This is a genomic window from Leifsonia xyli (assembly GCA_001647635.1).
GTDB classification, from domain to species: domain Bacteria; phylum Actinomycetota; class Actinomycetes; order Actinomycetales; family Microbacteriaceae; genus Leifsonia; species Leifsonia xyli_A.
Genome location: CP014761.1, coordinates 683,346 through 705,450, shown reverse-complemented (window position 1 = coordinate 705,450; position 22,105 = coordinate 683,346). Strand labels below are relative to the sequence as shown.

Sequence of the window (22,105 nt, the reverse complement as noted above, 5' to 3'; positions counted from 1 at the left end):
ACGGAGCTACGACACAGCATGAGAAGGGCCAAAATCGTCGCGACCCTCGGGCCGGCGACCTCCAGCTACGACAACATCCGCGCGATCATCGACGCGGGTGTGGACGTGGCCCGGATGAACCTGAGCCACGGCAGCTACGAGGTGCACGAAGGGGTCTACGCCAACGTGCGCAAGGCCGCCGACGACGCCGGGAAGCCGGTCGCCGTCCTGGTCGACCTGCAGGGACCGAAGATCCGCCTCGGCAAGTTCGAGGCCGGCCCCTACGAGCTGGCCGAAGGCGACATCTTCAAGATCACCACCGAGGACATCATCGGCACCAAAGAGATCTCCTCGACGACCTTCAAGGGCCTGCCCAACGACGTCAAGCCGGGCGACTTCCTCCTCATCGACGACGGCAAGGTCCGCGTCCGCGTGGTCTCGGTCGACGGCCCGGTCGTGACGACCGAGGTCATCGTTGCCGGCCCGGTCTCCAACAACAAGGGCATCAACCTCCCGGGCGTCGCCGTGAACGTTCCGGCGCTGTCCGAGAAGGACGAGGCCGACCTCCGCTGGGGACTCAAGCTCGGCGCCGACCTGATCGCCCTCTCGTTCGTGCGCAACGCCGCCGACATCCAGCGCGTGCACGAGATCATGGCGGAGGAGGGCCGCAAGGTCCCGGTCGTCGCCAAGATCGAGAAGCCGCAGGCCGTCGACGCACTCGAGGAGATCATCGAGGCGTTCGACGCCATCATGGTCGCCCGTGGCGACCTCGGTGTGGAGCTGCCCCTCGAGGCAGTCCCGATCGTGCAGAAGCGCGCCGTCGAGCTGGCCCGCCGAGCCGCGAAGCCGGTCATCGTCGCGACTCAGATGCTCGAGTCGATGATCTCGAGCCCGGTCCCGACCCGCGCCGAGACCTCGGACGTCGCCAACGCCGTCCTCGACGGCGCGGACGCGGTCATGCTCTCGGGCGAGACCAGCGTCGGCGAGTACCCGGCCATCACGGTCCAGACCATGGCCCGGATCGTGACCTCGACCGAGGAGCACGGCCTGGACCGCATCCAGCCGCTCGGCACCCGTCCGCGCACGCAGTCCGGCGCGATCACGCTGGCCGCGACCGAGGTCGCCGACTTCGTCGAGGCGAAGTTCCTCTGCGTCTTCACCGAGTCGGGTGAGTCCGCCCGCCGCATGGCCCGCCTGCGGAACAAGATCCCGATCCTGGCCTTCACGCCGGAGGAGTCGACCCGCCGCCGCATGTCGCTGTTCTGGGGCGTCGAGTCGTTCGTCGTCGGCCGCGTCACGCACACCGACCAGATGGTCGCCCAGGTGGATGAGGCCCTCAAGTCGACCGGCCGCGCCGTCGACGGCGACAAGGTGATCATCATCTCCGGTTCCCCTCCCGGGATTCCCGGCACCACCAACGACATCCGCGTGCACAAGGTCGGAGACGTCCTCTAGCACCGGTCACGAAGGGTCCCGCTCCGGCGGGGCCCTTCTGCGTGTCAGACCACGGGATGAGGCGGTGTCCGACCGGGGGATGAAGTCCGGTTTCCTCAGGCAATCCGGAGGGTCGGAGCGACCTCCCCGCGCGTATCCTCGGGCTATGGAACACCGTTGGATCCGCTGGGCGCCGGCCGTCGTCGTCCCCGCCGCCATCGCGGCCGCTGTCATCGTGACACCGCTGGCCGCCGGGGCGACGGACCTGCCCGTGAAGTCGCCGTCCGATGTGCTTCGGCTCGTCGCCGCGAGCGACACCCGGGCGTTCTCCGGCACCGTCGAGCAGACGACCGACCTGGGGCTGCCGAGCCTCCCGTCCACGTCGAGCGGCTCGCAGGATGCGAGCGCGGCCGACGCGCTCGACCTCGCGCTGGCCGACCACACGGCGAAGGTGTGGGTCGACGGCCCGACGAAGGTCCGTGTCCAGGTGCTCGACCGCCTGGCCGAGCGGGATGCGTACCGCGACGGCTCCGACCTGTGGCTCTACGATTCGAAGGGCGAGAAGGTCACGCACGCGACCATCCCCGCGCACGAGGAGAAGACTCCGACGCCGGATGCCACCGCGCTGACGCCGTCGCAGCTCGCTCAGCGGTTCCTGGATGCGGTCGACCCCTCCACGACGGTGACGCTCGGCGACCCCGTGAACGTCGCCGGACGCGACGCCTACGACCTCGTGCTCACCCCGAAGACCGACGCGACGCTGGTCGGCTCGGTCTCGATCGCCGTCGACGGCAAGACGGGCATCCCGTTGAAGGTCGATGTGACGGCGCGGGGGGCGAGCTCCCCGGCGTTCGAGGCGGGCTTCACGACGTTCAGCACGGACACGCCCGACGCGTCGGTGTTCTCGTTCACGCCGCCGAAGGGCGCGTCGGTGAGCGAGCAGAAGCTGCCGACGCGGGAGGACGCCGCCGCCGCGAAGGGCACGCGCCCGAAGCCGACCGTGACGGGTGAGGGATGGTCGACGATCGTCTCCCTGCCCGCGGGCTCCGCTCCGGCGTCGGTGGCCGACGATCCGCTGTTCGCGCAGCTCACCCAGCCGGTCGACGGCGGACGGGCGCTCAGCGCCTCCCTGCTCTCGGTGCTGATCACCTCCGACGGCCGGGTGCTGGCCGGCGCCGTGCCGGTGTCGGCGCTGCAGGCCGCGGCGAACGCGCCCGCACAGTGACCGACGCGGCGATCGCGACCAGCGGCCTCACCAAGCGCTTCCGGTCGCGGGCGGTCGTCGACGGCCTCGACCTGCACGTGCCGCGCGGGTCGGTGTTCGGGTTCCTCGGCCCCAACGGCTCCGGCAAGACCACGACCATCCGGATGCTGCTCGGCTTGATCTCCCCGTCCGCCGGCGCGATCAGCGTGCTCGGCGAGGAGATGCCGGCGCGGGGTGCGTCCGTCCTCCCGCGGGTCGGCGCGCTGGTCGAGGGCCCGGCGTTCGCGCCGTACCTGTCGGGAACGGCCAATCTCATCCGCCGTGACACCGCCGACCGCTACGCGCCCGGGGCGACACGGCGCGCGCGAGTCGAGGCGGCACTCGACCGGGTCGGCCTGTCGCACGCGGCGGGCAAGCACGTCCGGGCGTACTCGCTCGGCATGAAGCAGCGGCTCGGCATCGCCGGCGCGCTGCTCACCGACCGCGACCTGCTGGTGCTGGACGAGCCGACGAACGGTCTCGACCCGCAGGGGACGCGCGAGGTGCGGACCCTGGTCCGCTCGCTGGCCGACGAGGGGACGACGGTGTTCGTCTCCAGCCACCTGCTCGCCGAGATCGAGCAGGTGTGCACGCATGCCGCGATCATGCGCGCCGGGCGGCTGGTCGCCCAGGGGTCGCTGGACGACCTGCGGCGCGGCTCCGGCCCGCGGGTGGCCGTCGAGACTCCGGATGCGTCCCTCGCAGCTTCCGTACTCGCCCGGTTCGGGCTGGACGCCGAGGCGGCCGCCGCGGGCGTCGAGGCGGCGCTCCCCGAGGACGCGCCGGCCGCCGAGCAGCTCGCCGCAGCTCTCGTCGGCGAGGGCGTGCGGCTGCGCGGTTTCGCGGTGCGCGCGTCCAGCCTCGAGGAGCGGTTCGTCGAGCTCACCGGGAGGGTTTCGATGTCGAGCAGTGAGCTGACCGCCGCGGCGCCCGTCAAGCGCACGTCCGTCGCCGCCCGCCGCGAGCGGCCGTCCGGGGGATGGGCGCTGCTCGGCTCCGAGATCTCGGTAATGTTCCGCCGCTGGCGCACCTACGCCATGTTCGGCGCCCTCGCGGCCGTCCCCATCCTGATCGCCGTCGCCGTGCGCATCACCGGCGGCAGCTCGCGCGGACCGGCGTTCCTCAGCGACATCAGCAGCAACGGCCTGTTCGTCGCGTTCACGGCGCTGGTCGTCTGCGTGCCGTTGTTCCTCCCGCTGACGATCGGGGTCGTCGCGGGCGACACCATCGCGGGGGAGGCCAGCCACGGCACGCTCCGGTACCTCGTGATCGCCCCGGCGGGCCGCCTCCGGCTGCTCGCCGTGAAGTACGCGGGCTGCGCGGTGTTCTGCGTCGCCGCGGCCCTCGTGGTCGCGGTCGCCGGTGCCCTGATCGGGATGCTGCTGTTCCCGATCGGACCGGTGACGCTACTCTCCGGAGTGCAGGTGAGCCTGGGGGAGGCGTACCTGCGGATGCTGCTCATCGCGCTCTACATCGTGGTGTCGCTGCTGGGCCTGTGCACGATCGGGCTGTTCCTGTCGACGCTCACTGACGTCCCGGTCGGCGCGATGGCCGCCACCGCGGTGCTTGCCGTGATCGCCCAGGTGCTCGACCAGCTCCCGCAGCTGGACGCGCTGCACCCGTGGCTGTTCAGCCACTACTGGCTGGGCTTCGGCGACTTCCTGCGCGATCCGATCTCGTGGGACTCCTTCGGACAGAACGCGCTGCTGCAGCTCGGCTACATCGCGGTCTTCGGCGCGCTCGCGATCGGCCGCTTCACGACCAAGGACATCCTGTCCTGAGCCGCGCCCGTCCGGACATCACGGCACGGCTTCGGCCGTCTGCTCCAGCTCGGAGCGCGGCTGCTCGCGCTGTGTCGCGATGGTGATACCCGCCGCCGCGCACACGACGAGGATGCCGATCAGCTGCACGACGGTGAACCGCTCGCCGAGCACGATGACCCCGAAGATCGTCGCCACGACCGGCCCGAAGCTCGTGATCACCGCGTAGAGCCGCGGCGTGAGGCGGCGCAGGATGAATGTGTCCAGGCTGTACGGCACGGCCGACGACAGCACGCCAAGGGCGAGCAGCATGAGCAGGATGCGCAGGTCGAGCTTCGAGTAGTCGACCACGATCAGCGCGAGCGGCACGGTGAGCACCGTGGACACGACGCTCGCCACGCTGAGCCCCTCCAAACCCGGGAGCCGCATCGCGACGCGACGGGTGAGGAGGATGTATGCCGCCCACGCCGCCGCGGCGGTCAGCGCCAGCACGACGCCCCACGGGTCGATCGCGCCCTCCGTCGCGGTGAGCAGGAACACGCCTGCCGCCGCCGCGACCGCGCATCCCGCATCCAGGAGCCGTCGTGAGCCCACCAGCGCCAGCGCGAACGGACCCAGGAACTCGATGGTCGCCGCGATCCCGAGCCCGAGCCGGCCGACGGCCTCGTAGAAGCTGAGGTTCATCGCTGCGAGAACCACGCCGAGCGCCAGCGCGGGCCAGAGGCGCATCCACGTGAGCTCAGCGCGCTTGGGCCGGTAGAACGGCAGAACAGCCGCCGCGGTGACCACCTGGCGGGCGGCGACGACGACGATCGACCCGACGACCGGGATGAGCAGCCCGGCGACCGCCGAGCCGAAGTTGATGCTGACCTCCGTCGCGACCTGGGTGCCCGCTCCCACGAGGCGGTCGCGACGGGTGGAGCTCACCCGACCGAGCTTACCGGCGCGTCGGGACCGGCGACGTCACACCGTCCGCCGCATGATCGCCCGCGTCGCGCTCGGCCGGCGGACGACCTCGAACCCGCTGTCGCGGAACAGCGACACCGTCCCGTGGTACCGCTCGGCGTTCGACAGCGACGGCCGTACCTCCGGGTCGACGGGGTACCCCTCCACCACGTCGGCCCCCCGCGAGCGGGCGTGCTCCACCGCGCCGTCGAGCAGGGCCCGCGACAGCCCCTGATTGCGGAACTCGTGCCGCACCACGAAGCAGGTGACCGCCCACGGATTCTCCGGGTCGCCCTCGAGGCGCTTGGTGATGGGCGAGCGTCGGAGGTTCGGGTAGGCCGCGTACGGTTCGACCGCCGCCCACCCGGCGGGCGCGCCGTCCACCCACGCGATCACGCCCGGCGACCCCTCCGCCACCTGCTCCTCCAGCCGGGACGCCCGCTCGGGACGCGAGAGCTCCCGGAACTGCGACCCCGACACCTTGAACCACTGGCACCAGCACCCCGACGGATCGCCGCGCGTGCCGAACACCACCTCCACGTCGTCCCAGACGGAGGAGTCGGCCGGGCGGACCACGATGTCGCTCATGCGTCGACCCTAGCGGCGGCCACCGACGACGAGGGAGGGCTCAGTCGTTGTCCCCGCCGGTCGTGTCGATCCGGGTCGTCCGCTCGCCGCCGCCCCACTTCCACTCCGCGACCTCGGGGATGTCCTCCCCGTGCTCCCGCGTGTACTGACGTGCACGCAGGCGCGCGTCCTGCATCTCCTGCCGCAGCCCCGCCTCCCGCGACGCCAGCCCGGGCACACGGTCGATGACGTCGATCACCAGGTGGTACCGGTCGAGGTCGTTGAGCATGACCATGTCGAACGGCGTCGTCGTCGTGCCCTCCTCCTTGTAGCCGCGCACGTGCAGGTTGTCGTGGCCCGTGCGGCGATAGGTGAGGCGGTGGATGAGCCACGGGTAGCCGTGATACGCGAAGATGACCGGCTTGTCCGTGGTGAACAGCGCGTCGTACTCCCGGTCGGTCAAACCGTGGGGATGCTCGCGCGCGTCCTGCAGCCGCATCAGGTCCACCACGTTCACCACCCGCACCTTCAGGTCGGGAAGGCGGCGGCGCAGGATGTCGGCGGCCGCCAGGGTCTCCAGCGTCGGGATATCTCCCGCGCAACCGAGCACCACATCCGGCTCCTCGCCCTCCGCCTCGGTGCCCGCCCACGGGAAGATCCCGATGCCGCGCGTGCAGTGCGCGATCGCATCCTCCATGTCGAGCCACTGCGGAGACGGCTGCTTGCCCGCCACCACGACGTTCACGTAGTCCACCGACTTCAGGCAGTGGTCGTACGTCGAGAGCAGCGTGTTCGCGTCGAACGGCAGGTAGACGCGCACCACATCCGCCTTCTTGTTGACGACGTGGTCGATGAACCCGGGGTCCTGGTGGGAGGCGCCGTTGTGGTCCTGCCGCCACACGTGGGAGCTCAGCAGGTAGTTGAGGGAGGCGACCGGCCGCCGCCACGCCACCTCGCCCGCCGACTTCAGCCACTTCGCGTGCTGGTTGAACATCGAGTCGACGATGTGGATGAACGCCTCGTACGAGGTGAACACGCCATGGCGTCCGGTCAGCAGGTAGCCCTCCAGCCAGCCCTGGCACTGGTGCTCGCTCAGCACCTCCATCGCCCGGCCGGTCGGCGCCAGGTGGTTGTCGGAGTCGATCGGGAGGTACTCCGCGTTCCACTGCTTGCGGGTGTCTTCGTACACCGCCTGCAGACGGTTGGACGCGAGCTCGTCCGGGGCGAACAGGCGGAAGTCGTCCGGGTTCGCGGCCATCACATCCCGGAACCACTCGCCGAGCACCTTCGTCGCCTCCGCCACAGAGTCTCCCGGAGTGGACACGTCGACGGCGTAGTCGCGGAAGTCCGGTAGGCGCAGGTCCTTCCGCAGCAGGCCGCCGTTCGCCACCGGGTTGGCGCTCATCCGGCGCTCGCCGCGGGGAGCCAGCGACGTCACCAGCTCGACCGGGCGCCCCTCCTCGTCGAACAGCTCCTCCGGGCGGTACGACTTGAGCCAGTCCTCCAGCAGCCGGGTGTGCGCCTCGGTGTCACGCGCGTTCGCGAGCGGCACCTGGTGCGAACGCCAGTTGTTCTCGGTCGGATGCCCGTCGATCTCGGCCGGGCACGTCCACCCCTTCGGCGTGCGCAGGATCAGCATCGGCCACGCCGGTCGTCCGTCGAGGGTGCCGGCGCCCGCCGCGTCCTTGATCTCGGCGATGCGGTCGAGGATCTCGTCCAGCGTCGCGGCCATGCGCTCGTGCACGGCGCGCGGGTCCTCGCCGTCGAAGCCGCCGGAGACGACGTAGGGGGCATAGCCGTAGCCGCGCATCAGATCGAGCAGCTCGGACTCCGGGATGCGCGCCAGCACGGTCGGGTTGGCGATCTTGTAACCGTTGAGGTGCAGGATCGGCAGCACCACCCCGTCCTGTGCCGGGTTGAGGAACTTGTTCGAGTGCCACGCGGTCGCGAGCGGGCCCGTCTCGGCCTCGCCGTCGCCGACGACCGCGGCGACCAGGAGGTCCGGGTTGTCGAACGCGGCGCCGTAGGCGTGAGAGAGGGCGTAGCCGAGCTCGCCGCCCTCGTGGATGGAGCCGGGCGTCTGCGGGGCCGCGTGGCTCGGGATGCCGCCGGGGAACGAGAACTGGCGGAACAGGCGACGGAGGCCGTCCTCGCTCTGATCGATGGCGCTGTAGACCTCGCTGTACGTGCCGTCGAGGTAGGCGCTCGCCACGACTCCCGGCCCTCCGTGACCCGGACCGGCGACGAAGAGGGTGTTGAGGTCCCGCTCCTGGATGGCTCGGTTGAGGTGCGCGTAGATGAAGTTGAGGCCCGGAGTCGTCCCCCAGTGGCCGAGCAGGCGCGGCTTGATGTCGTCGCGGCTGAGCGGCCGGCGCAGCAGCGGGTTGTCGAGCAGGTAGATCTGGCCGACGGAGAGATAGTTGGCGGCGCGCCACCAGGCGTCCAGCCGGTCGAGCGTCTCCTCGCTGAGGTCGTGTCCGCGGGTCTCGGTCGTTTCGGTCATCGTGCTCCTCCGGTCCGGCCACCCGGGCAGCCGGGTACGTCGTTCGTGGGCGGCTTGTGGCGCATCCTACGGCCGGTCCGCTCCGAACAACAGGCGTGGAAGTGACGATCGTGCAGACGGATGCCGGGCCGGTGGCCGTGCGCCGAACTCCCGGTGAACTCGCGCCGGAGGAGTCGGTCGCGACCATCCTTCTGCACGGCGCCGCGGGGTCGTGGACCACGTGGCGGCCGCTCATCGCGGCGCTGGAGGCGGAGCGCGGCGGTCCGGTGCCCGACCTGGTGGTGCCGGACCTGCCGGGCTGGGGCGCGTCGCCCGCGGACCCTGCGACGCTGGATGCCGGGGTGCTGGCGGGCGCGGTGGCGGAGGTCGCCCGCGCGTTCGGATACCGGCGATGGCGGGTGGTGGGGCACTCGCTGGGCGGCTTCGTCGCGCTGGAGCTGGCGGTCCGGGAGCCGGAAGGGACCGAGAGCGTCGTCGTCGTGTCGGCGACGGTATTCGGCGCGCGGGCCGACCGGCTCAGCGCAAGCGGGATGCTGCTGCGGTACGCGCCGCTCGTCCTCCTGCTTGCGGGGATGCGGGTCCTCGCGGCGCTGGGCCGGTTCGGCTCACCGCTGGTGCGGGCCCTCGACCGGTGCGGGCTGCTCCGGGTGCTGGTGTCGCCGCTCTTCGCCGCGCCGGTGCCGGGCGTCGTGCACGAGCTGGCGCGGGACCTGCGGCCGGCCGCGTTCGTCCGGGCCGTAGCCACGGCACGCGACTACCCGGCGGGGGAGCGGTGGGTGCGCATCCGCTGCCCGGTGCTCGCGATCCGCGGCGACCACGACGTGTTCGTCCCGGCGCGCGACGACGTGCTCCTGGCGGCGCTCGTCCCCGGGTGGCGCGGCGTCGTCCTCCCCGGCACCGGCCACTTCGCGCACGTCGAGCATCCCACCGCCGTCGCCCGCCTGGTCGCTGCCGCCGCCTCGGAATCTACTGGTCCCAACACGCCGTTACGCCGCGTGCCTTAGCGGCGTGTTGGGACCATTGGATGCAGCTTCCTAAAGCGGCTGGGCGGAGGCGGGGTCGACGACGGTCAGCTCGGCGATCTTCGCCGCGCGGCCGTCGCCGGAGGACCGTCCGGTGAGCCGCCGACCGATCCACGGCAGCACGTAGCGGCGGTAGTAGTCGGCCGTGCGCCGGGTGCGCTCCCCGGGCGGGGCGGCGGCGACCTCCTCGACGCCCCACTCCGCGGGCACCGGGATGCCGAACGCGGTCAGCACGTTGCTCGCCACGCGCGCATGGCCCAGCGGGCCGAGGTGGAGGCGGTCGGCCGACCAGTAGCGGAAGTCCTCGAGGCCCTCGTCGGCCCAGTTGTCGACGAACGTGATGCCCTCGCGCGGCAGCATCTCCCGGACGGCGAGCGCGAGCTCCTCGCCGCGGCGCCGGATGAGCCCGCCGAGCGGCAGGTGCGCGCTGGGGTTCGCGCCGCTGAGGAGCAGCATGTGGCTGCCGGACGCGACCACGCGATCCGCCGCATCCACCAGTGTCTTCGCCACGCCTTCGATCGAGACGCGGGGTCGCATGATGTCGTTGCCGCCGCCGTTGAGGCTGACCAGGTCGGGATGCTGCGCGATCGCCGGCTCCACCTGCTCCGCCACGATCGGTCCGAGCTTGCGGCCGCGCACGGCGAGGTTCGCGTACCGGAACGGCTCGGGCGACGCTGCGGCCATCCCCAGTGCGACGAAGTCGGCCCAGCCGCGCACCCGCCCGTCGGGGAGGTCGTCGCCGACGCCCTCCGTGAAGCTGTCCCCGATGGCGATGTAACTGGAGAATGCGATCGACACGGGGCAACGCTACCCCGCGCGGCTACGATGGGCCGCATCCACGACGGTGTGAGGGGGCTCCCATGCAGAAGGTCAGCACGTTCCTGTGGTTCGAGAGCGGTGTGGAGGAGGCGGCGCAGCTGTACACGTCGCTCCTCCCGAACTCGGAGATCCTGGAGGTCCAGCGCTACGGCGAGGGGATGCCGGACGGCCTGATCGTGTTGAGGTTCACGCTCGACGGGGTCGAGTACCAGGCGATGAACACCGGACCGGCCGGCGGCTTCACCGAGGCCTTCTCGCTGTCGGTGCTGTGCGACGACCAGGCGGAGGTCGACCGGCTGTGGGAGGCGCTCACCGCGAACGGCGGCGAGGAGAGCATGTGCGGCTGGCTGAAGGACCCCTGGGGCGTCAGCTGGCAGATCGTCCCGCGCCGGCTGCTCGAGCTGCAGTCGGACCCCGACCGCGCCCGCGCCGCTCGCGCGAACCAGGCCATGCTCCGGATGCGGAAGCTCGACATCGCCGCCCTGGAGGCCGCCGCCGACGCCGCCTGACCCCCGTCTCCCCATCCCCTCCCATGAAGTGCAGCCAGCTGCGCACTCTTACGGCGTGTCGGCCGCAACGAGCTGCCCTTCACGGACGGGACTAGCGGGCGAGGAGGTCCTGCCAGCTGCGGAGGTGCTCGACGGTCACGCCGCCGTAGCCGCGGAGCGACGAGAGCGCTGTACGCACCTTCGCCGTCTCCGACTCGAGGAGCGCCGCGCTGTCGTCGCCGAACGTCGCCGCCGGTCCGCCCGCGACCTCCGGCGTGTCCGTCTCGACGCCCACGGTGAACGGGATGCGCTTGGCCGCGGCCGCCTGCGCGGCAGGCTTCGCGTAGGCGACGATGCCGTCCGTCCCGGCGGCGTGGTCGCTGAACGCCACGATCGCGACCGACTTCAGGTGGGGGAGCAGCGCGTCGAAGGCGGTCCCGCCTCCCGGCTGCGGCTTGGCGGCCAGCCACCACGGCAGGTCGGCGCCGATCGGCACGGATCCGGCGGCGACCCGGGCGGCGTCGTACATCGTGTTCAGCTTCGTGACGACGGCCGGCAGCTCGCTGTCGGAGGAGACCACCCACGGCTCCACGTCGAACTGCACCGCGTCGAACGGCGCCGCGCGGAGGGCGGCCGCCGTCCAGGTGGCCGCGAGCGACGGGTCGTCCGCCCACCCCGGGTCGCCGCCGAGCGCCGCGACCTTGGTCACCCCGGCCGCGTGCAGCGCCGCCACCGCGTCTGACAGCCACGCCGAGAACGGCCCCTCGTCCGCGGCCCATGGCACGGACAGGAACACCGTCTTCAGTTGGTGCGCCGCCGCGAACTGCGCCAGGGCCTGCGGCTCGAACTGCGGCATCCCTTCGCCGCGCGCGTCCTCGGCCGGGTCGATCGGGTTGCCCCACGCCCACATCCCGGTGATGGCGGAGGATGCCGTGGTCCCGCTGTCCACTCGGCCGGTCACGGCCGCCGCCGGCGCGGCTGCGAGCAGCGACCCGCCGAGAGCGACGGCGAGCGCTGTGGAGACGAACACGGAGCGGAAACGACGGCCATCCATGGCACACCCTTCGGAAGCAGATCCATTGCAGTACTGCAGCTTCGGGTGCGCAGTACACCAATCATCCCAATTCCTCGGGGCACGTCTATGCCGCGTTCGGGGTACAAACGCTGTCGATGTGCGCTCAGCGCCAGCCGAGCGCCGGGGCGATCTGGGTGACGATCGTCTCCAGCAGGTGCGCGTTGTACTCGACGCCGAGCTGGTTGGGCACGGTCACCAGCAGGGTGTCCGCGTCCGCGACCGCCGCGTCCTCGCGCAGCTCCTCGACGATCCGCTCGGGCTCGCCCACGTAGCTCTTACCGAAACGCGCCAGTCCGCCGTCGAGGTGACCGACCTGGTCGTGCCGGTCGGCGAGGGCGGAGGCGCCGAAGTAGCGGCGGTCGAGGTCGGTCGTGATCGGCAGGATGCTGCGACTGACGGAGACGCGCGGCTCGCGCTCCCAGCCCGCCGCCGTCCACGCTTCGCGGTACTGCTGCAGCTGCTCGTACTGGAGGTCGGAGAACGGGACGCCCGTGTCCTCGGTGAGCAGGGTGGAGCTCATCAGGTTCATGCCCTGCTCGGCCGCCCACACCGCTGTCGCGCGCGTGCCCGCACCCCACCAGATCCGGTCGGGCAGACCGGGCGACTGCGGTTCGATCGCGAGCGCGCCGCGCTGACCGCCGGTCATCGCGGGGTTCGCTTCCGCGACGCCCGCGCCGGCGATCGCGGCGCGGAACAGCTCCGTGTGTCGGCGGGCCATGTCCGCGTCCGTCTCGCCATCGGCGGGGACGTAGCCGAACGACTCCGACCCGCGCAGCGCCGTCTCGGGTGACCCGCGGCTCACGCCGAGCTGCAGCCTCCCGCCGCTGATGAGGTCGGCGGCCGCCGCATCCTCGGCCATGTAGAGCGGGTTCTCGTAGCGCATGTCGATCACGGCCGTTCCGATGTCGATCCGCTTCGTGCGCGCGCCGATCGCCGCGAGCAGCGGGAACGGCGACGCCAGCTGCGGTGCGAAGTGGTGGACGCGGACGAATGCGCCGTCCGCGCCCAGCTCCTCGGCGGCGACGGCCAGCTCGATGGTCTGGGTCAGGGCGTCCGCCGCGGTGCGCGACACGGAGCCGGGGATGGGCTGGTAGTGCCCGAAGCTGAGGAACCCGATGCGTTTCACATCCACTCCAATCGGTCCTCACGGCAGCCTATTCCGCCGCGCTAGGGTCGGGGGCATGGCGGAGTGGCTGTGCGCGACCTGTGCGGTGGAATATCCAGCGGGAGAGGACGCCCCGGCGTCGTGTCCGATCTGCGAGGACGAGCGGCAGTACGTGCCGCCGACGGGCCAGGAGTGGACCACACTGCAGCGCCTTCAGCGCGAGGGGGAGCACGTCGTCGTCACCGAGCTCGAGCCCGACCTGTACGGGCTGCGCAGCGAGCCGAAGGTCGGGATCGGGCAGCAGAGCATCCTGCTGCGCACGCCCGACGGGAACCTCCTCTGGGACCCGACCGGCTACGTCGACGAGGCCGCCGCGGCAGCGGTCCTGGACCTCGGCGGCGCGGCCGTCATCGCCACCAGCCACCCGCACATGTTCGGCGCGCAGGTGACCTGGTCCCGGATGCTGGGCGACCCTCCGGTGCTCGTCAACGCCGCCGACCGGCACTGGGTGCAGCGCGAGGACGCGGCCATCCAGACCTGGGCCGGCGAGGTGGAGGTGCTGCCCGGCGTGACCCTGCGGACGATCGGCGGGCATTTCCCGGGCAGCGCGGTCGCCCACTGGGATCGCGGCGTCGTGCTCAGCGGGGACACAGTGTTCCCCGGCCCGTCGCAGCGGTGGGTGACGTTCCAGCGCAGCTTCCCGAACGACATCCCGCTGTCGGCGGCCGTCGTGAGGCGGGTCGCGGACGCGGTCTGCGAGCGGCCGTTCGAGCGGATGTACGGCAACCTCGGCAACGTGATCCCGGAGGATGCGCGCGGCGCCGTCCTGCGGTCCGCCGACCGCTACATCGGCTGGGTGAGCGGCGCCTACGACCACCTCACGTGAGGAACGGCGCTAGCTCCAGCTCCATCGCGGGCTTCGGCTTCGCACCGATGATCGTCTTCACGACCTCCCCGTTCTGGAATACCTTGAGCACGGGCAGGGCGAGCGCTTTATAGGCGACCGCGATGTCCATGTTCTCGTCGGCGTTGATCTTGACGATGCGGATGCGGTCGGCGTGCTCGTCCTGCAGCTGTTCCAGGATGGGCGTCAGCGCGCGGCACGGACCGCACCATTCCGCCCAGAATTCGACGACGGTGGTGCCCGGGGCGGCGAGCACGTCCTCCTGGAAGCGCGCGTCCGTGACGCTATCGATCGTGGTCATGACGGCAGGCTAAGCCTTGACCCGTGGGGCAGGGTCAAGCGGTGCCGTCCGAAACCTGTGCGAGCATGGGACGAGGAGGTGCGCATGGAGATCCTGAGCCCGCAGCAGATCCGCGAGTCGTTCGTCAACTGCTCCCGCAGCGAAGCCGAGGAGCTTCCGATGCCGCCCGGCCTGCACGAGGTCGACTGGTCGCGACGCGAGTACCTCGGCTGGCGCGATCCACGGCTGCCGCAGCGCGGCTACGTCGTCATCCCGACCGGCGACGGCCCGGTGGGGATCGTGCTCCGCGCCTCTGAGGCCAGCATGCGGTCACACGGGCCCTCGATGTGCGGCTGGTGTCAGGATGTGCACCTCACCAACGACGTCTGGTTCTGGTCCGCGCGGCGCGCCGGAGCGGCCGGCCGCAACGGGGACACGGTGGGAACGCTGGTCTGCGGCGCGTTCGAGTGCAGCGCCAATGTGCGCCGCACGCCGCCGCCGTCGTACGTCGGATTCGACGCGGACCTGGTGGTCGAGCAGCGGATCGAGGGGCTGGCGGAACGCGCCCGGCGCTTCGCCGCGACCGTCGTCGGCGCCCGCATCTAGAGAGTCGTGCCGCCGGTGGGACTCGAACCCACACGCCCTTCCGGACAAAGCATTTTGAGTGCTCCGCGTCTGCCATTCCGCCACGGCGGCGCACAACAACACCTGAACGATACCGTAGGATTTTGCACGTGACTGACCAGGAACCGACCACCCCCACCGCACCCCGCCGCGTCGTCGTCGCGGAGGACGAGTCCCTCATCCGTCTCGACATCGTCGAGATCCTGCGCGACAACGGGTTCGAGGTGGTCGGTGAGGCCGGAGATGGCGAGACCGCCGTCGCGCTCGCGACCGAGCTGCGCCCCGACCTGGTGATCATGGACGTCAAGATGCCCCAGCTCGACGGCATCTCGGCGGCCGAGCGGCTGTCGAAGGACCACATCGCCCCGGTCGTGCTGCTGACCGCGTTCAGCCAGAAGGAGCTCGTGGAGCGCGCGACCGAGGCCGGCGCCCTCGCCTACGTCGTCAAGCCGTTCACGCCGAACGACTTGCTGCCCGCGATCGAGATCGCGCTGGCCCGCTACCAGCAGATCATCGCCCTCGAGGCCGAGGTGTCGGACATGGTCCAGCGCTTCGAGACCCGCAAGCTGGTCGACCGCGCGAAGGGCCTCCTCAACGAGAAGATGGGCCTGTCGGAGCCGGAGGCGTTCCGCTGGATCCAGAAGGCGTCGATGGACCGCCGCCTCACCATGCACGACGTCGCCCAGGCGATCATCGAGCAGCTCGCGCCCAAGAAGTAAGGGCGCGGGGCCTCACAGGTCCTTGATCAGGTTCGTGATGCGGATCGTGGAGCAGCGGCGGCCCTGGTCGTCCGTCACGGCGATCTCGTGCGTCGCCAGCGTGCGGCCGAGGTGGATGGGCGTGCAGACGCCGGTCACGTAGCCGCTGGTCGCGGAGCGGGTGTGCGAGGCGTTGATCTCGATCCCGACCGCGAGGCGTCCCTCGCCTGCCCAGAGATTGGCCGACATCGAGCCGAGCGACTCGCCGAGGACCACGTACGCGCCGCCGTGCAGGAGGTCCGCAGGCTGGGTGTTGCCCTCCACCGGCATGCGCGCGACGGCGCGCTCCACGGTGAATTCGAGCATCTCGATGCCCATCTTCTCGGCCAGTGCGCCGAGCCCCCTCTGCTGCACGTACGCGAGTGCGTCCTCGGTCATCCTCGGCCTCTCCTGACGGTCGTCTGGACTGTCACCGGCCCCTTGTAGGCTGGCCTGGTGTCAGACTCCGAAAAGCCTACCCTTCTGATCATCGACGGCCATTCGCTGGCATTCCGGGCCTTCTACGCCCTCCCCGTCGACAGCTTCGTGAACCGCGAGGGTCAGCACACGAACGCGATCCACGGCTTCATCGCGATGTTCATCAACCTGCTCCAGCAGCAGAAGCCGACCCACCTCGCGGTGGCCTTCGACATCTCCCGCTACTCCTTCCGCACCCGCGAGTACCCGGAGTACAAGGGCACGCGCGGCGAGACGCCGTCCGAGTTCGCCGGGCAGGTCCCGCTGCTCGAAGAGGCCCTCCACGCGATGAACGTCACGACGATCGCCAAGGAGGACTTCGAGGCCGACGACATCCTCGCCACCCTCGCACGCCAGGGGGCCGAGCAGGGCTACAAGGTGTTCATCGTCTCGGGCGACCGCGACACCATCCAGCTCGTCAACGACGACGTCACGCTGCTGTACCCGAACGTGCGCGGCGTCTCCGAGCTCAAGGTCTACGACCCGGCCGCGGTGCGCGAGAAGTACGGCATCGAGCCCCACCAGTACCCCGAGATCGCCGCCCTCGTCGGCGAGACCAGCGACAACCTCATCGGCATCGACAAGGTCGGCGAGAAGACCGCCGTCAAGTGGGTGCAGCAGTACGGCACGGTCGAGAACATCGTCGCCCACGCCGACGAGATCAAGGGCGTCGTGGGCCAGAACCTCCGCGACCAGAAGGAGAACGCGCTCCGCAACCGCCGCCTCAACCAGTTGCGCGACGACGTCGAGCTGCCGATCGGGCCGGCCGACCTCGAGCGCAAGCCACTGAACGAGAACGCAGTGCGCGACATCTTCGCCCGTCTGCAGTTCAAGACCCTGCTCGAGCGGCTGATGAAGACGGCGGCCGAAGAGGGGATGCTCGACGGCGTCGCCTCGTCCGCCCAGGTGGGAGACGCGGGCGCGGTCACGGCTCCGCCCGTCCGCACGATGGTCGACGAGGAGCTTGCGAACTGGCTGTCGAAGGCGTCGGCCGACGGCGCCGCCGTCGCGGTCCAGCTCGAGCTCGGACCGGCCGGCATCTCGGGCTTCGGTCTCGCGACCGCCGACGACAGCGTCTACGTGCCGTGGGTACCCGGGCGGCCCGACTACGCGGCGCTCGAGGAGTGGCTGGCGAGCAGCGCTCCCAAATACTTCTTCCACGCGAAGCCGCAGTTCAAGGCGCTGAGCCGCGCCGGCTTCGTGGTCGACGGCCTCGCGTTCGACACGCGCATCGCATCCTGGCTGGTGAATCCGGGAGCGGCGGCCCAGTCGCTCGCCGAGCAGGTGTACGAGGTGCTGGGCGAGACACTGCCGGTCTCCGACCCGAACCAGCTCGTGCCGATCAACGACGCGGTGAGCCCGGCGACCGAGGCGTGGTTCATCCGCCGTGTCGCCGAGGGCCAAGCGATCGCGCTCGACGAGGGCACGCGCAGCGTCCTCGACGACATCGAGCTGCCGCTCGTCGCGGTGCTCGCCGAGATGGAGCTCAACGGCGTCAGCATCGACTCCGCCGTGCTCTCCCGTCTCCGCGGGCAGCTGACCGATAAGGCGAACGACTTCGCGGCCCAGGCGTACGCGCAGGTCGGCCACGAGCTCAACCTCGGCTCGCCGAAGCAGCTCCAGCAGGTGCTGTTCGAGGAGCTCGGGATGCCGAAGACCCGCGCCACCAAGACCGGCTACTCGACCGACGCCGGCTCGCTGGCCGACCTGCAGGAGAAGAACCCGCACCCCTTCCTCGGTCTGCTGCTGCAGCACCGCGACGCGACGAAGCTCAAGCAGATCGTCGAGACACTGGAGCGGTCGGTCGAGTCGGACGGCCGCATCCACACCACCTACGACCAGACCGGCACGAGCACCGGCCGCATCTCGTCGAACGACCCGAACCTCCAGAACATCCCGATCCGCACCGAGGAGGGCCGCGAGATCCGCTCGGCGTTCACGCAGGGCGAGGGCTTCGAGACCCTGCTGACGGCCGACTACTCGCAGATCGAGATGCGGATCATGGCGCACCTGTCGGAAGACCCTGGCCTGATCGAGGCGTTCAACGGCGGGGAGGACCTGCACCGCTTCGTCGGCTCCCGGGTCTTCGGCGTGACTCCCGCCGAGGTCACCCCGGCCATGCGCACGAAGGTCAAGGCTATGTCGTACGGCCTCGCGTACGGCCTGTCGGCGTTCGGCCTCTCCAAGCAGCTGCGTATCGAGACGTCCGAGGCGCGCCAGCTGATGACCGACTACTTCGAGCGCTTCGGCGCGGTGCGCGACTACCTGCGCAACGTCGTGGAACAGGCCCGCGTCGACGGATTCACCGAGACGATCTTCGGCCGCCGCCGTCCCTTCGCCGACCTGACGTCGACCAACCGCGTCATGCGCGAGAACGCCGAGCGGCAGGCGCTGAACGCGCCCATCCAGGGCTCCGCGGCCGACATCATGAAGGTCGCCATGCTCGGCATCGCCGGCGACATCATCGATCAGAAGCTCGAATCGCGGATGCTGCTCCAGGTGCACGACGAGCTCATCTTCGAGGTGGCGACGGGCGAGTGGGATGCCCTGGAGGCCATCGTGCGCGCCCGTATGGCCGGCGCCGCCGACCTCCGCGTGCCTCTCGACGTGCAGGTCGGCCGCGGCGCGAACTGGGACGCGGCGGCGCACTGAGTCGTGCACAGGTGGCCGGCCCGTCGACTTGTCCACAATTCAGGGCGTCCCGTGCCGAGCAGGAGCCGTCGTCGGTAGGGTCGAGCCATGACCAACGATCAGAAGCGCGAACCCACCCCGGTCGACACGATCGCCGAGGAGTGGGTCGACACCCAGCTCGAGCTGTACCCGGAGTTCCACGTCTGGCTCGGCCGTCCCGGCCGTGAGGGCGAATACGCCGACTACTCGCCCGCCGGCGCGGAGCACGCCATCGCCAAGGTGAAGGAGGCTCTGGCCCGCATCGAGGCGGCCGAGCCCGTCGACGACATCGACCGCGTCACCAAGATGGACCTCACGCGCGAGCTGCAGCTCACGGTAGAGAAGCACGAAGCGGGCTTCGCCCAGCGCGACCTCAACGTCATCGCATCGCCGGCGCAGGAGCTGCGCGACATCTTCGACCTCGTGCCCACCGACACCGAAGACGACTGGGCCAACGTCTCCAAGCGCCTCCACAACCTCCCGGCGGCGATGGACGGCTACATCGAGACCCTGCGCAGCGGCATCGCTGCCGGCAACGTCCCGGCCATCCGCCAGGTGCGCGAGGTGCTGGCGCAGGCGCGCAAGCAGGTCGCCGACACGGGCTTCTTCTACGAGTTCACCGCCGACGCCAAGCCGCTGAACGGCGTGCTCCCCGAGTCGCTGAAGGCGGAGCTCGCCGACGGTGCCCAGCAGGCTGCGCAGGCGTACGCGACGCTGGCCGATTTCTTCGAGAACGAGCTGGCGCAGCACGCGCCCGAGAAGGATGCGGTCGGCCGCGAGCTCTACGCGCTCGCCTCGCGCGGCTTCCTCGGTGCGACCGTCGACCTCGATGAGACCTACGAGTGGGGCATCGAGGAGCTCGCCCGCATGCGCGCCGAGCAGGAGTCGATCGCCGACGAGATCAAGCCGGGAGCGAGCGTCCTCGAGGCGATCGAGTTCCTCGACGGCGACCCCAGCCGCAAGCTCCACGGCACCGACGCGCTGCAGCGGTGGATGCAGGAGACCAGCGACCGAGCCATCGAGGAGCTCGGCCGTTCGCACTTCGATATCCCGGCCGAGATCCGCCGCCTCGAGTGCATGATCGCCCCCACGCAGGAGGGCGGGATCTACTACACCGGCCCGAGTGACGACTTCGCCCGCGCCGGCCGGATGTGGTGGAGCGTGCCCGAGGGTGTCACCGAGTTCGACACCTGGCGCGAGCTGACGACCGTCTACCACGAGGGCGTCCCGGGTCACCACCTGCAGATCGCGCAGGCGACCTACAACAAGGCGCAGCTCAACTCCTGGCGCCGCATCGCCGGCACCTCGGGGCACGCCGAGGGCTGGGCCCTCTACGCGGAGCGCCTGATGGAGCAGCTGGGCTACCTCGACGACCCGGCCGACCGTCTGGGCATGCTCGACGGCCAGCGGATGCGCGCGGCGCGCGTCGTGCTCGACATCGGCGTGCACCTCGAGAAGCCGCTGCCCGACGGCTCGCGTCCGTGGACGGGCGAGGACGCCTTCCCGTTCCTGCGCGAGAACGTCAACATGAACGACGGCTTCGTCCGGTTCGAGGTCAATCGCTACCTCGGCTGGCCCGGGCAGGCGCCGTCGTACAAGATCGGCCAGCGCATCTGGGAGCAGCTGCGCGACGAGTACGCCCGTCGCGAGGGCGCGTCCTTCGACATCAAGGCGTTCCACAAGAAGGCCCTCGACATCGGCGGCGTCGGCCTCGACACGCTGAAGTCGGCGCTGCTCGACTGAACGCGCCTCCACCGGTGACCTCTCCTTACCGCGTCGTGCTCGGCGCGGCGTTCGACGAGCTGCATCCGCGCCTGCGGACGTACTTCGACGCCATCCCGGACGACGCGGTAGGGCGGGGGAGCGGCGTGTTCGAGACGGTCGGCACGCCGCGGCGCTGGGTGTGGCCGGTGCTCGCCTGGTTCGCGCGGGCGCACGTCATGTTCCCGGTGTGGGAGCGCGCGGTGCCGTTCACCGTGGCCAACCGGGCGGTGACCGCCGCCGACGGATCGCCGGCGGTGGCCGCCACGCGCTCGTTCGACCTGACGGCACACCGTCGCGCGCGGAAGGCGCTGATGGTCGACGAGATCGGGGTGAGCGGCGGCGCGTTGATCGACCGTCTCGGCGACCCGGTCCGGGCGGAGGCGCTGTTCCGTGCGACGGTGCGGGACGGCGGACTGCGATTGCGCTCGACAACGGTCAGGCTCGTCGTCGGCGACAGACGGGTGCCGATTCCGCGGCTCGTGGCGCCGGTGGTCGTCCTCACGGAACGATGGGACGACGCGACCGACCGCCAGGAGGTCTCCATCGTCGTCGCGGTGCCGGTGATCGGCCGGATCTATCAGTACAAGGGACGGTTCCGCTACGGGATCGAGAAGGGGGAGCGGTCGGAGTGACCGAGCGCATCGTGATCGCCGGGGGATCCGGCTTCGTCGGACGGTACCTGGAGCGGCACTACCGGGCCTCCGGGGCCGAGGTCGTGCTGGTCGGGCGTGCCGGCCCGGACGTCCGGTGGGACGACGCGGCCGGGCTGCGGACTGCGGTGACCGGCGCCGACGCGGTGATCAACCTCGCCGGCAAGAGCGTCAACTGCCGGTACGGCGACGCCAACCGCGCCGAGATCTTCCGGTCGCGCCTCGCGACGACGAAGGCCGTCCGTGAGGCGATCGCCGCGAGCGACGCGCCTCCTCCGGTCTGGTTCAACGCGTCCACCGCGACGATCTACCGGCACGCGGAGGACCGGCCGATGACCGAGTCCACGGGCGAGCTCGGCACCGGCTTCTCCGTCAACGTGGCCAAGGCCTGGGAGCGCGAGCTGTTCGAGGGCGATCTGCCGGCCACCCGCCGCGTCGCCCTGCGCATGGCGATCGTCCTCGGTGACGGCAGCGCGCTCACACCTCTCGTCAACCTCGTGCGGTTCGGCCTCGGCGGGCCGCAGGTCGACGGGCCGTGGTTCGCCACGGCGGCGCGCCGCAACGCGGGCACGTTCCACGAGTACCGGGCGCGCGGCGGCCGCCAGAAGTTCAGCTGGGTGCACATCGCGGACGTGCTCGGCGCCATCGAGTTCCTGCGCGCGCATCCGGAGCTCGACGGGCCGGTCAACGTCGCGGCGCCGCATCCCACCGACAACCGCTCCCTGATGGCGTTGCTGCGCCGACTGCTCGGCGTGCGCGTCGGCCTTCCCGCGTACCGGTGGATGCTGGAGGTGGGCTCCGCGGCCATTCGCACCGAGACCGAACTGGTGCTGAAGAGCCGCTGGGTGGAGCCCGAACGCCTGCTCGACGCGGGCTACCATTTCGCCTTCCCCGACCTGGAGCCCGCGCTCCGCGACATCCTGGGCGAGCGCGGCTTGCTGCACGCGCCCAACGCCCGGTAGACTAGAACGTCACTTGTGTGACATCCCTATCCGCCTGCCGTTCGCGGAATCACATCGAAAACCTATCGCGACCGGCCTGAATCCTGTCCATAACGGA

At 70.7% G+C, this 22,105-nt stretch carries 20 protein-coding genes, 1 tRNA gene and 1 pseudogene; 13 read left to right on the top strand and 9 right to left on the bottom strand.

What is annotated here, in order from left to right:
• The first annotated feature begins 18 nt into the window (after positions 1 to 18).
• From A0130_03540 to A0130_03525, 4 genes and pseudogenes are all read left to right on the top strand, one after another.
• On the top strand, positions 19 to 1,434 hold the full coding sequence (locus tag A0130_03540) for a pyruvate kinase (protein ANF30878.1): 1,416 nt from the start codon (positions 19 to 21) through the stop codon (positions 1,432 to 1,434).
• Between the two features lie 160 nt (positions 1,435 to 1,594).
• Entirely contained in the window at positions 1,595 to 2,638 is a 1,044-nt protein-coding gene (locus A0130_03535) for a hypothetical protein (protein ANF33277.1), read from the top strand.
• Positions 2,635 to 3,569, top strand: a pseudogene (locus A0130_03530) (multidrug ABC transporter ATP-binding protein). Before A0130_03535 ends, A0130_03530 begins: the two are co-directional and overlap by 4 nt.
• Positions 3,556 to 4,437, top strand: coding sequence for an ABC transporter permease (locus tag A0130_03525; GenBank protein ID ANF30877.1), 882 nt, complete (start codon positions 3,556 to 3,558; stop codon positions 4,435 to 4,437). Before A0130_03530 ends, A0130_03525 begins: the two are co-directional and overlap by 14 nt.
• An 18-nt stretch (positions 4,438 to 4,455) precedes the next feature.
• Here the strand turns inward: A0130_03525 and A0130_03520 are convergent, their stop codons facing one another.
• From A0130_03520 to A0130_03510, 3 genes are read right to left on the bottom strand one after another with little or no spacing between them, the layout of a single operon-like run.
• The gene (locus A0130_03520; protein ID ANF30876.1) at positions 4,456 to 5,343 is read right to left on the bottom strand and encodes a multidrug DMT transporter permease; all 888 of its coding nucleotides are present in this window, start codon (positions 5,341 to 5,343) and stop codon (positions 4,456 to 4,458) included.
• 36 nt (positions 5,344 to 5,379) lie between these two features.
• Complete coding sequence (locus tag A0130_03515; GenBank protein ANF30875.1) at positions 5,380 to 5,949, bottom strand: GNAT family N-acetyltransferase; 570 nt, start codon at positions 5,947 to 5,949, stop codon at positions 5,380 to 5,382.
• Between the two features lie 40 nt (positions 5,950 to 5,989).
• On the bottom strand, positions 5,990 to 8,431 hold the full coding sequence (locus A0130_03510) for a phosphoketolase (protein ID ANF30874.1): 2,442 nt from the start codon (positions 8,429 to 8,431) through the stop codon (positions 5,990 to 5,992).
• A gap of 107 nt (positions 8,432 to 8,538) precedes the next feature.
• Here A0130_03510 and A0130_03505 point away from each other — a divergent pair, with 107 nt between their 5' ends.
• Positions 8,539 to 9,435 carry a hypothetical protein gene (locus A0130_03505; GenBank protein ANF33276.1) on the top strand — a complete coding sequence of 299 codons (897 nt, stop codon included), beginning with the start codon at positions 8,539 to 8,541 and terminating at the stop codon, positions 9,433 to 9,435.
• 30 nt (positions 9,436 to 9,465) lie between these two features.
• Here A0130_03505 and A0130_03500 read toward each other — a convergent pair whose 3' ends face one another.
• Positions 9,466 to 10,251, bottom strand: coding sequence for a GDSL family lipase (locus A0130_03500; protein ANF30873.1), 786 nt, complete (start codon positions 10,249 to 10,251; stop codon positions 9,466 to 9,468).
• A 62-nt stretch (positions 10,252 to 10,313) separates the two neighbouring features.
• Here A0130_03500 and A0130_03495 point away from each other — a divergent pair, with 62 nt between their 5' ends.
• A complete protein-coding gene (locus A0130_03495) occupies positions 10,314 to 10,781 on the top strand; it encodes a hypothetical protein (protein ANF30872.1) in 468 nt (155 codons plus the stop codon).
• 91 nt (positions 10,782 to 10,872) lie between these two features.
• Here the strand turns inward: A0130_03495 and A0130_03490 are convergent, their stop codons facing one another.
• Entirely contained in the window at positions 10,873 to 11,814 is a 942-nt protein-coding gene (locus tag A0130_03490) for a hypothetical protein (protein ANF30871.1), read from the bottom strand.
• A 124-nt stretch (positions 11,815 to 11,938) separates the two neighbouring features.
• Positions 11,939 to 12,967, bottom strand: a complete 1,029-nt coding sequence (locus tag A0130_03485; GenBank protein ID ANF30870.1) for an alkane 1-monooxygenase — start codon at positions 12,965 to 12,967, stop codon at positions 11,939 to 11,941.
• Positions 12,968 to 13,016: 49 nt separating this feature from the next.
• Here A0130_03485 and A0130_03480 point away from each other — a divergent pair, with 49 nt between their 5' ends.
• The gene (locus A0130_03480; protein ID ANF30869.1) at positions 13,017 to 13,826 is read left to right on the top strand and encodes a hydrolase; all 810 of its coding nucleotides are present in this window, start codon (positions 13,017 to 13,019) and stop codon (positions 13,824 to 13,826) included.
• Here the strand turns inward: A0130_03480 and A0130_03475 are convergent.
• Positions 13,819 to 14,145, bottom strand: a complete 327-nt coding sequence (locus A0130_03475) for a thiol reductase thioredoxin (GenBank protein ID ANF30868.1) — start codon at positions 14,143 to 14,145, stop codon at positions 13,819 to 13,821. The two genes, A0130_03480 and A0130_03475, sit on opposite strands and share 8 nt — an antisense overlap.
• A gap of 84 nt (positions 14,146 to 14,229) precedes the next feature.
• Here A0130_03475 and A0130_03470 point away from each other — a divergent pair, with 84 nt between their 5' ends.
• On the top strand, positions 14,230 to 14,730 hold the full coding sequence (locus tag A0130_03470) for a translation elongation factor (GenBank protein ANF30867.1): 501 nt from the start codon (positions 14,230 to 14,232) through the stop codon (positions 14,728 to 14,730).
• A 4-nt stretch (positions 14,731 to 14,734) separates the two neighbouring features.
• Here A0130_03470 and A0130_03465 read toward each other — a convergent pair.
• Positions 14,735 to 14,820: transfer RNA gene (locus A0130_03465), tRNA-Leu, on the bottom strand.
• Between the two features lie 38 nt (positions 14,821 to 14,858).
• On the opposite strand from A0130_03465, the gene A0130_03460 reads away from it, so the two are divergent.
• Positions 14,859 to 15,467: a transcriptional regulator gene (locus A0130_03460; protein ID ANF30866.1), complete on the top strand. Its 609-nt coding sequence runs from the start codon at positions 14,859 to 14,861 to the stop codon at positions 15,465 to 15,467.
• A 12-nt stretch (positions 15,468 to 15,479) separates the two neighbouring features.
• Here A0130_03460 and A0130_03455 read toward each other — a convergent pair whose 3' ends face one another.
• A complete protein-coding gene (locus A0130_03455; GenBank protein ANF30865.1) occupies positions 15,480 to 15,884 on the bottom strand; it encodes a thioesterase in 405 nt (134 codons plus the stop codon).
• Between the two features lie 57 nt (positions 15,885 to 15,941).
• Between A0130_03455 and A0130_03450 the strand changes: the two genes are divergently transcribed.
• The 4 genes from A0130_03450 to A0130_03435 all read left to right on the top strand — a co-directional run bounded on the left by A0130_03450 (position 15,942) and on the right by A0130_03435 (position 22,008).
• The gene (locus tag A0130_03450; GenBank protein ANF30864.1) at positions 15,942 to 18,614 is read left to right on the top strand and encodes a DNA polymerase I; all 2,673 of its coding nucleotides are present in this window, start codon (positions 15,942 to 15,944) and stop codon (positions 18,612 to 18,614) included.
• An 87-nt stretch (positions 18,615 to 18,701) separates the two neighbouring features.
• On the top strand, positions 18,702 to 20,375 hold the full coding sequence (locus A0130_03445; GenBank protein ANF30863.1) for a hypothetical protein: 1,674 nt from the start codon (positions 18,702 to 18,704) through the stop codon (positions 20,373 to 20,375).
• Positions 20,376 to 20,389: 14 nt separating this feature from the next.
• A complete protein-coding gene (locus A0130_03440) occupies positions 20,390 to 21,028 on the top strand; it encodes a hypothetical protein (GenBank protein ID ANF30862.1) in 639 nt (212 codons plus the stop codon).
• Entirely contained in the window at positions 21,025 to 22,008 is a 984-nt protein-coding gene (locus A0130_03435; protein ANF30861.1) for an NAD-dependent epimerase, read from the top strand. Before A0130_03440 ends, A0130_03435 begins: the two co-directional genes overlap by 4 nt.
• The last annotated feature ends 97 nt before the right edge of the window (positions 22,009 to 22,105 follow it).

Excerpts from the sequence above, each read along its gene's own strand:
- A0130_03525 (ANF30877.1), top strand. The coding sequence starts at position 3,556 with ATGTCGAGCAGTGAGCTGACCGCCGCGGCGCCCGTCAAGCGCACGTCC.
- A0130_03475 (ANF30868.1), bottom strand. The coding sequence starts at position 14,145 with ATGACCACGATCGATAGCGTCACGGACGCGCGCTTCCAGGAGGACGTG.
- A0130_03540 (ANF30878.1), top strand. The coding sequence starts at position 19 with ATGAGAAGGGCCAAAATCGTCGCGACCCTCGGGCCGGCGACCTCCAGC.
- A0130_03515 (ANF30875.1), bottom strand. The coding sequence starts at position 5,949 with ATGAGCGACATCGTGGTCCGCCCGGCCGACTCCTCCGTCTGGGACGAC.
- A0130_03445 (ANF30863.1), top strand. The coding sequence starts at position 18,702 with ATGACCAACGATCAGAAGCGCGAACCCACCCCGGTCGACACGATCGCC.
- A0130_03495 (ANF30872.1), top strand. The coding sequence starts at position 10,314 with ATGCAGAAGGTCAGCACGTTCCTGTGGTTCGAGAGCGGTGTGGAGGAG.
- A0130_03470 (ANF30867.1), top strand. The coding sequence starts at position 14,230 with ATGGAGATCCTGAGCCCGCAGCAGATCCGCGAGTCGTTCGTCAACTGC.
- A0130_03510 (ANF30874.1), bottom strand. The coding sequence starts at position 8,431 with ATGACCGAAACGACCGAGACCCGCGGACACGACCTCAGCGAGGAGACG.
- A0130_03455 (ANF30865.1), bottom strand. The coding sequence starts at position 15,884 with ATGACCGAGGACGCACTCGCGTACGTGCAGCAGAGGGGGCTCGGCGCA.
- A0130_03480 (ANF30869.1), top strand. The coding sequence starts at position 13,017 with ATGGCGGAGTGGCTGTGCGCGACCTGTGCGGTGGAATATCCAGCGGGA.
- A0130_03490 (ANF30871.1), bottom strand. The coding sequence starts at position 11,814 with ATGGATGGCCGTCGTTTCCGCTCCGTGTTCGTCTCCACAGCGCTCGCC.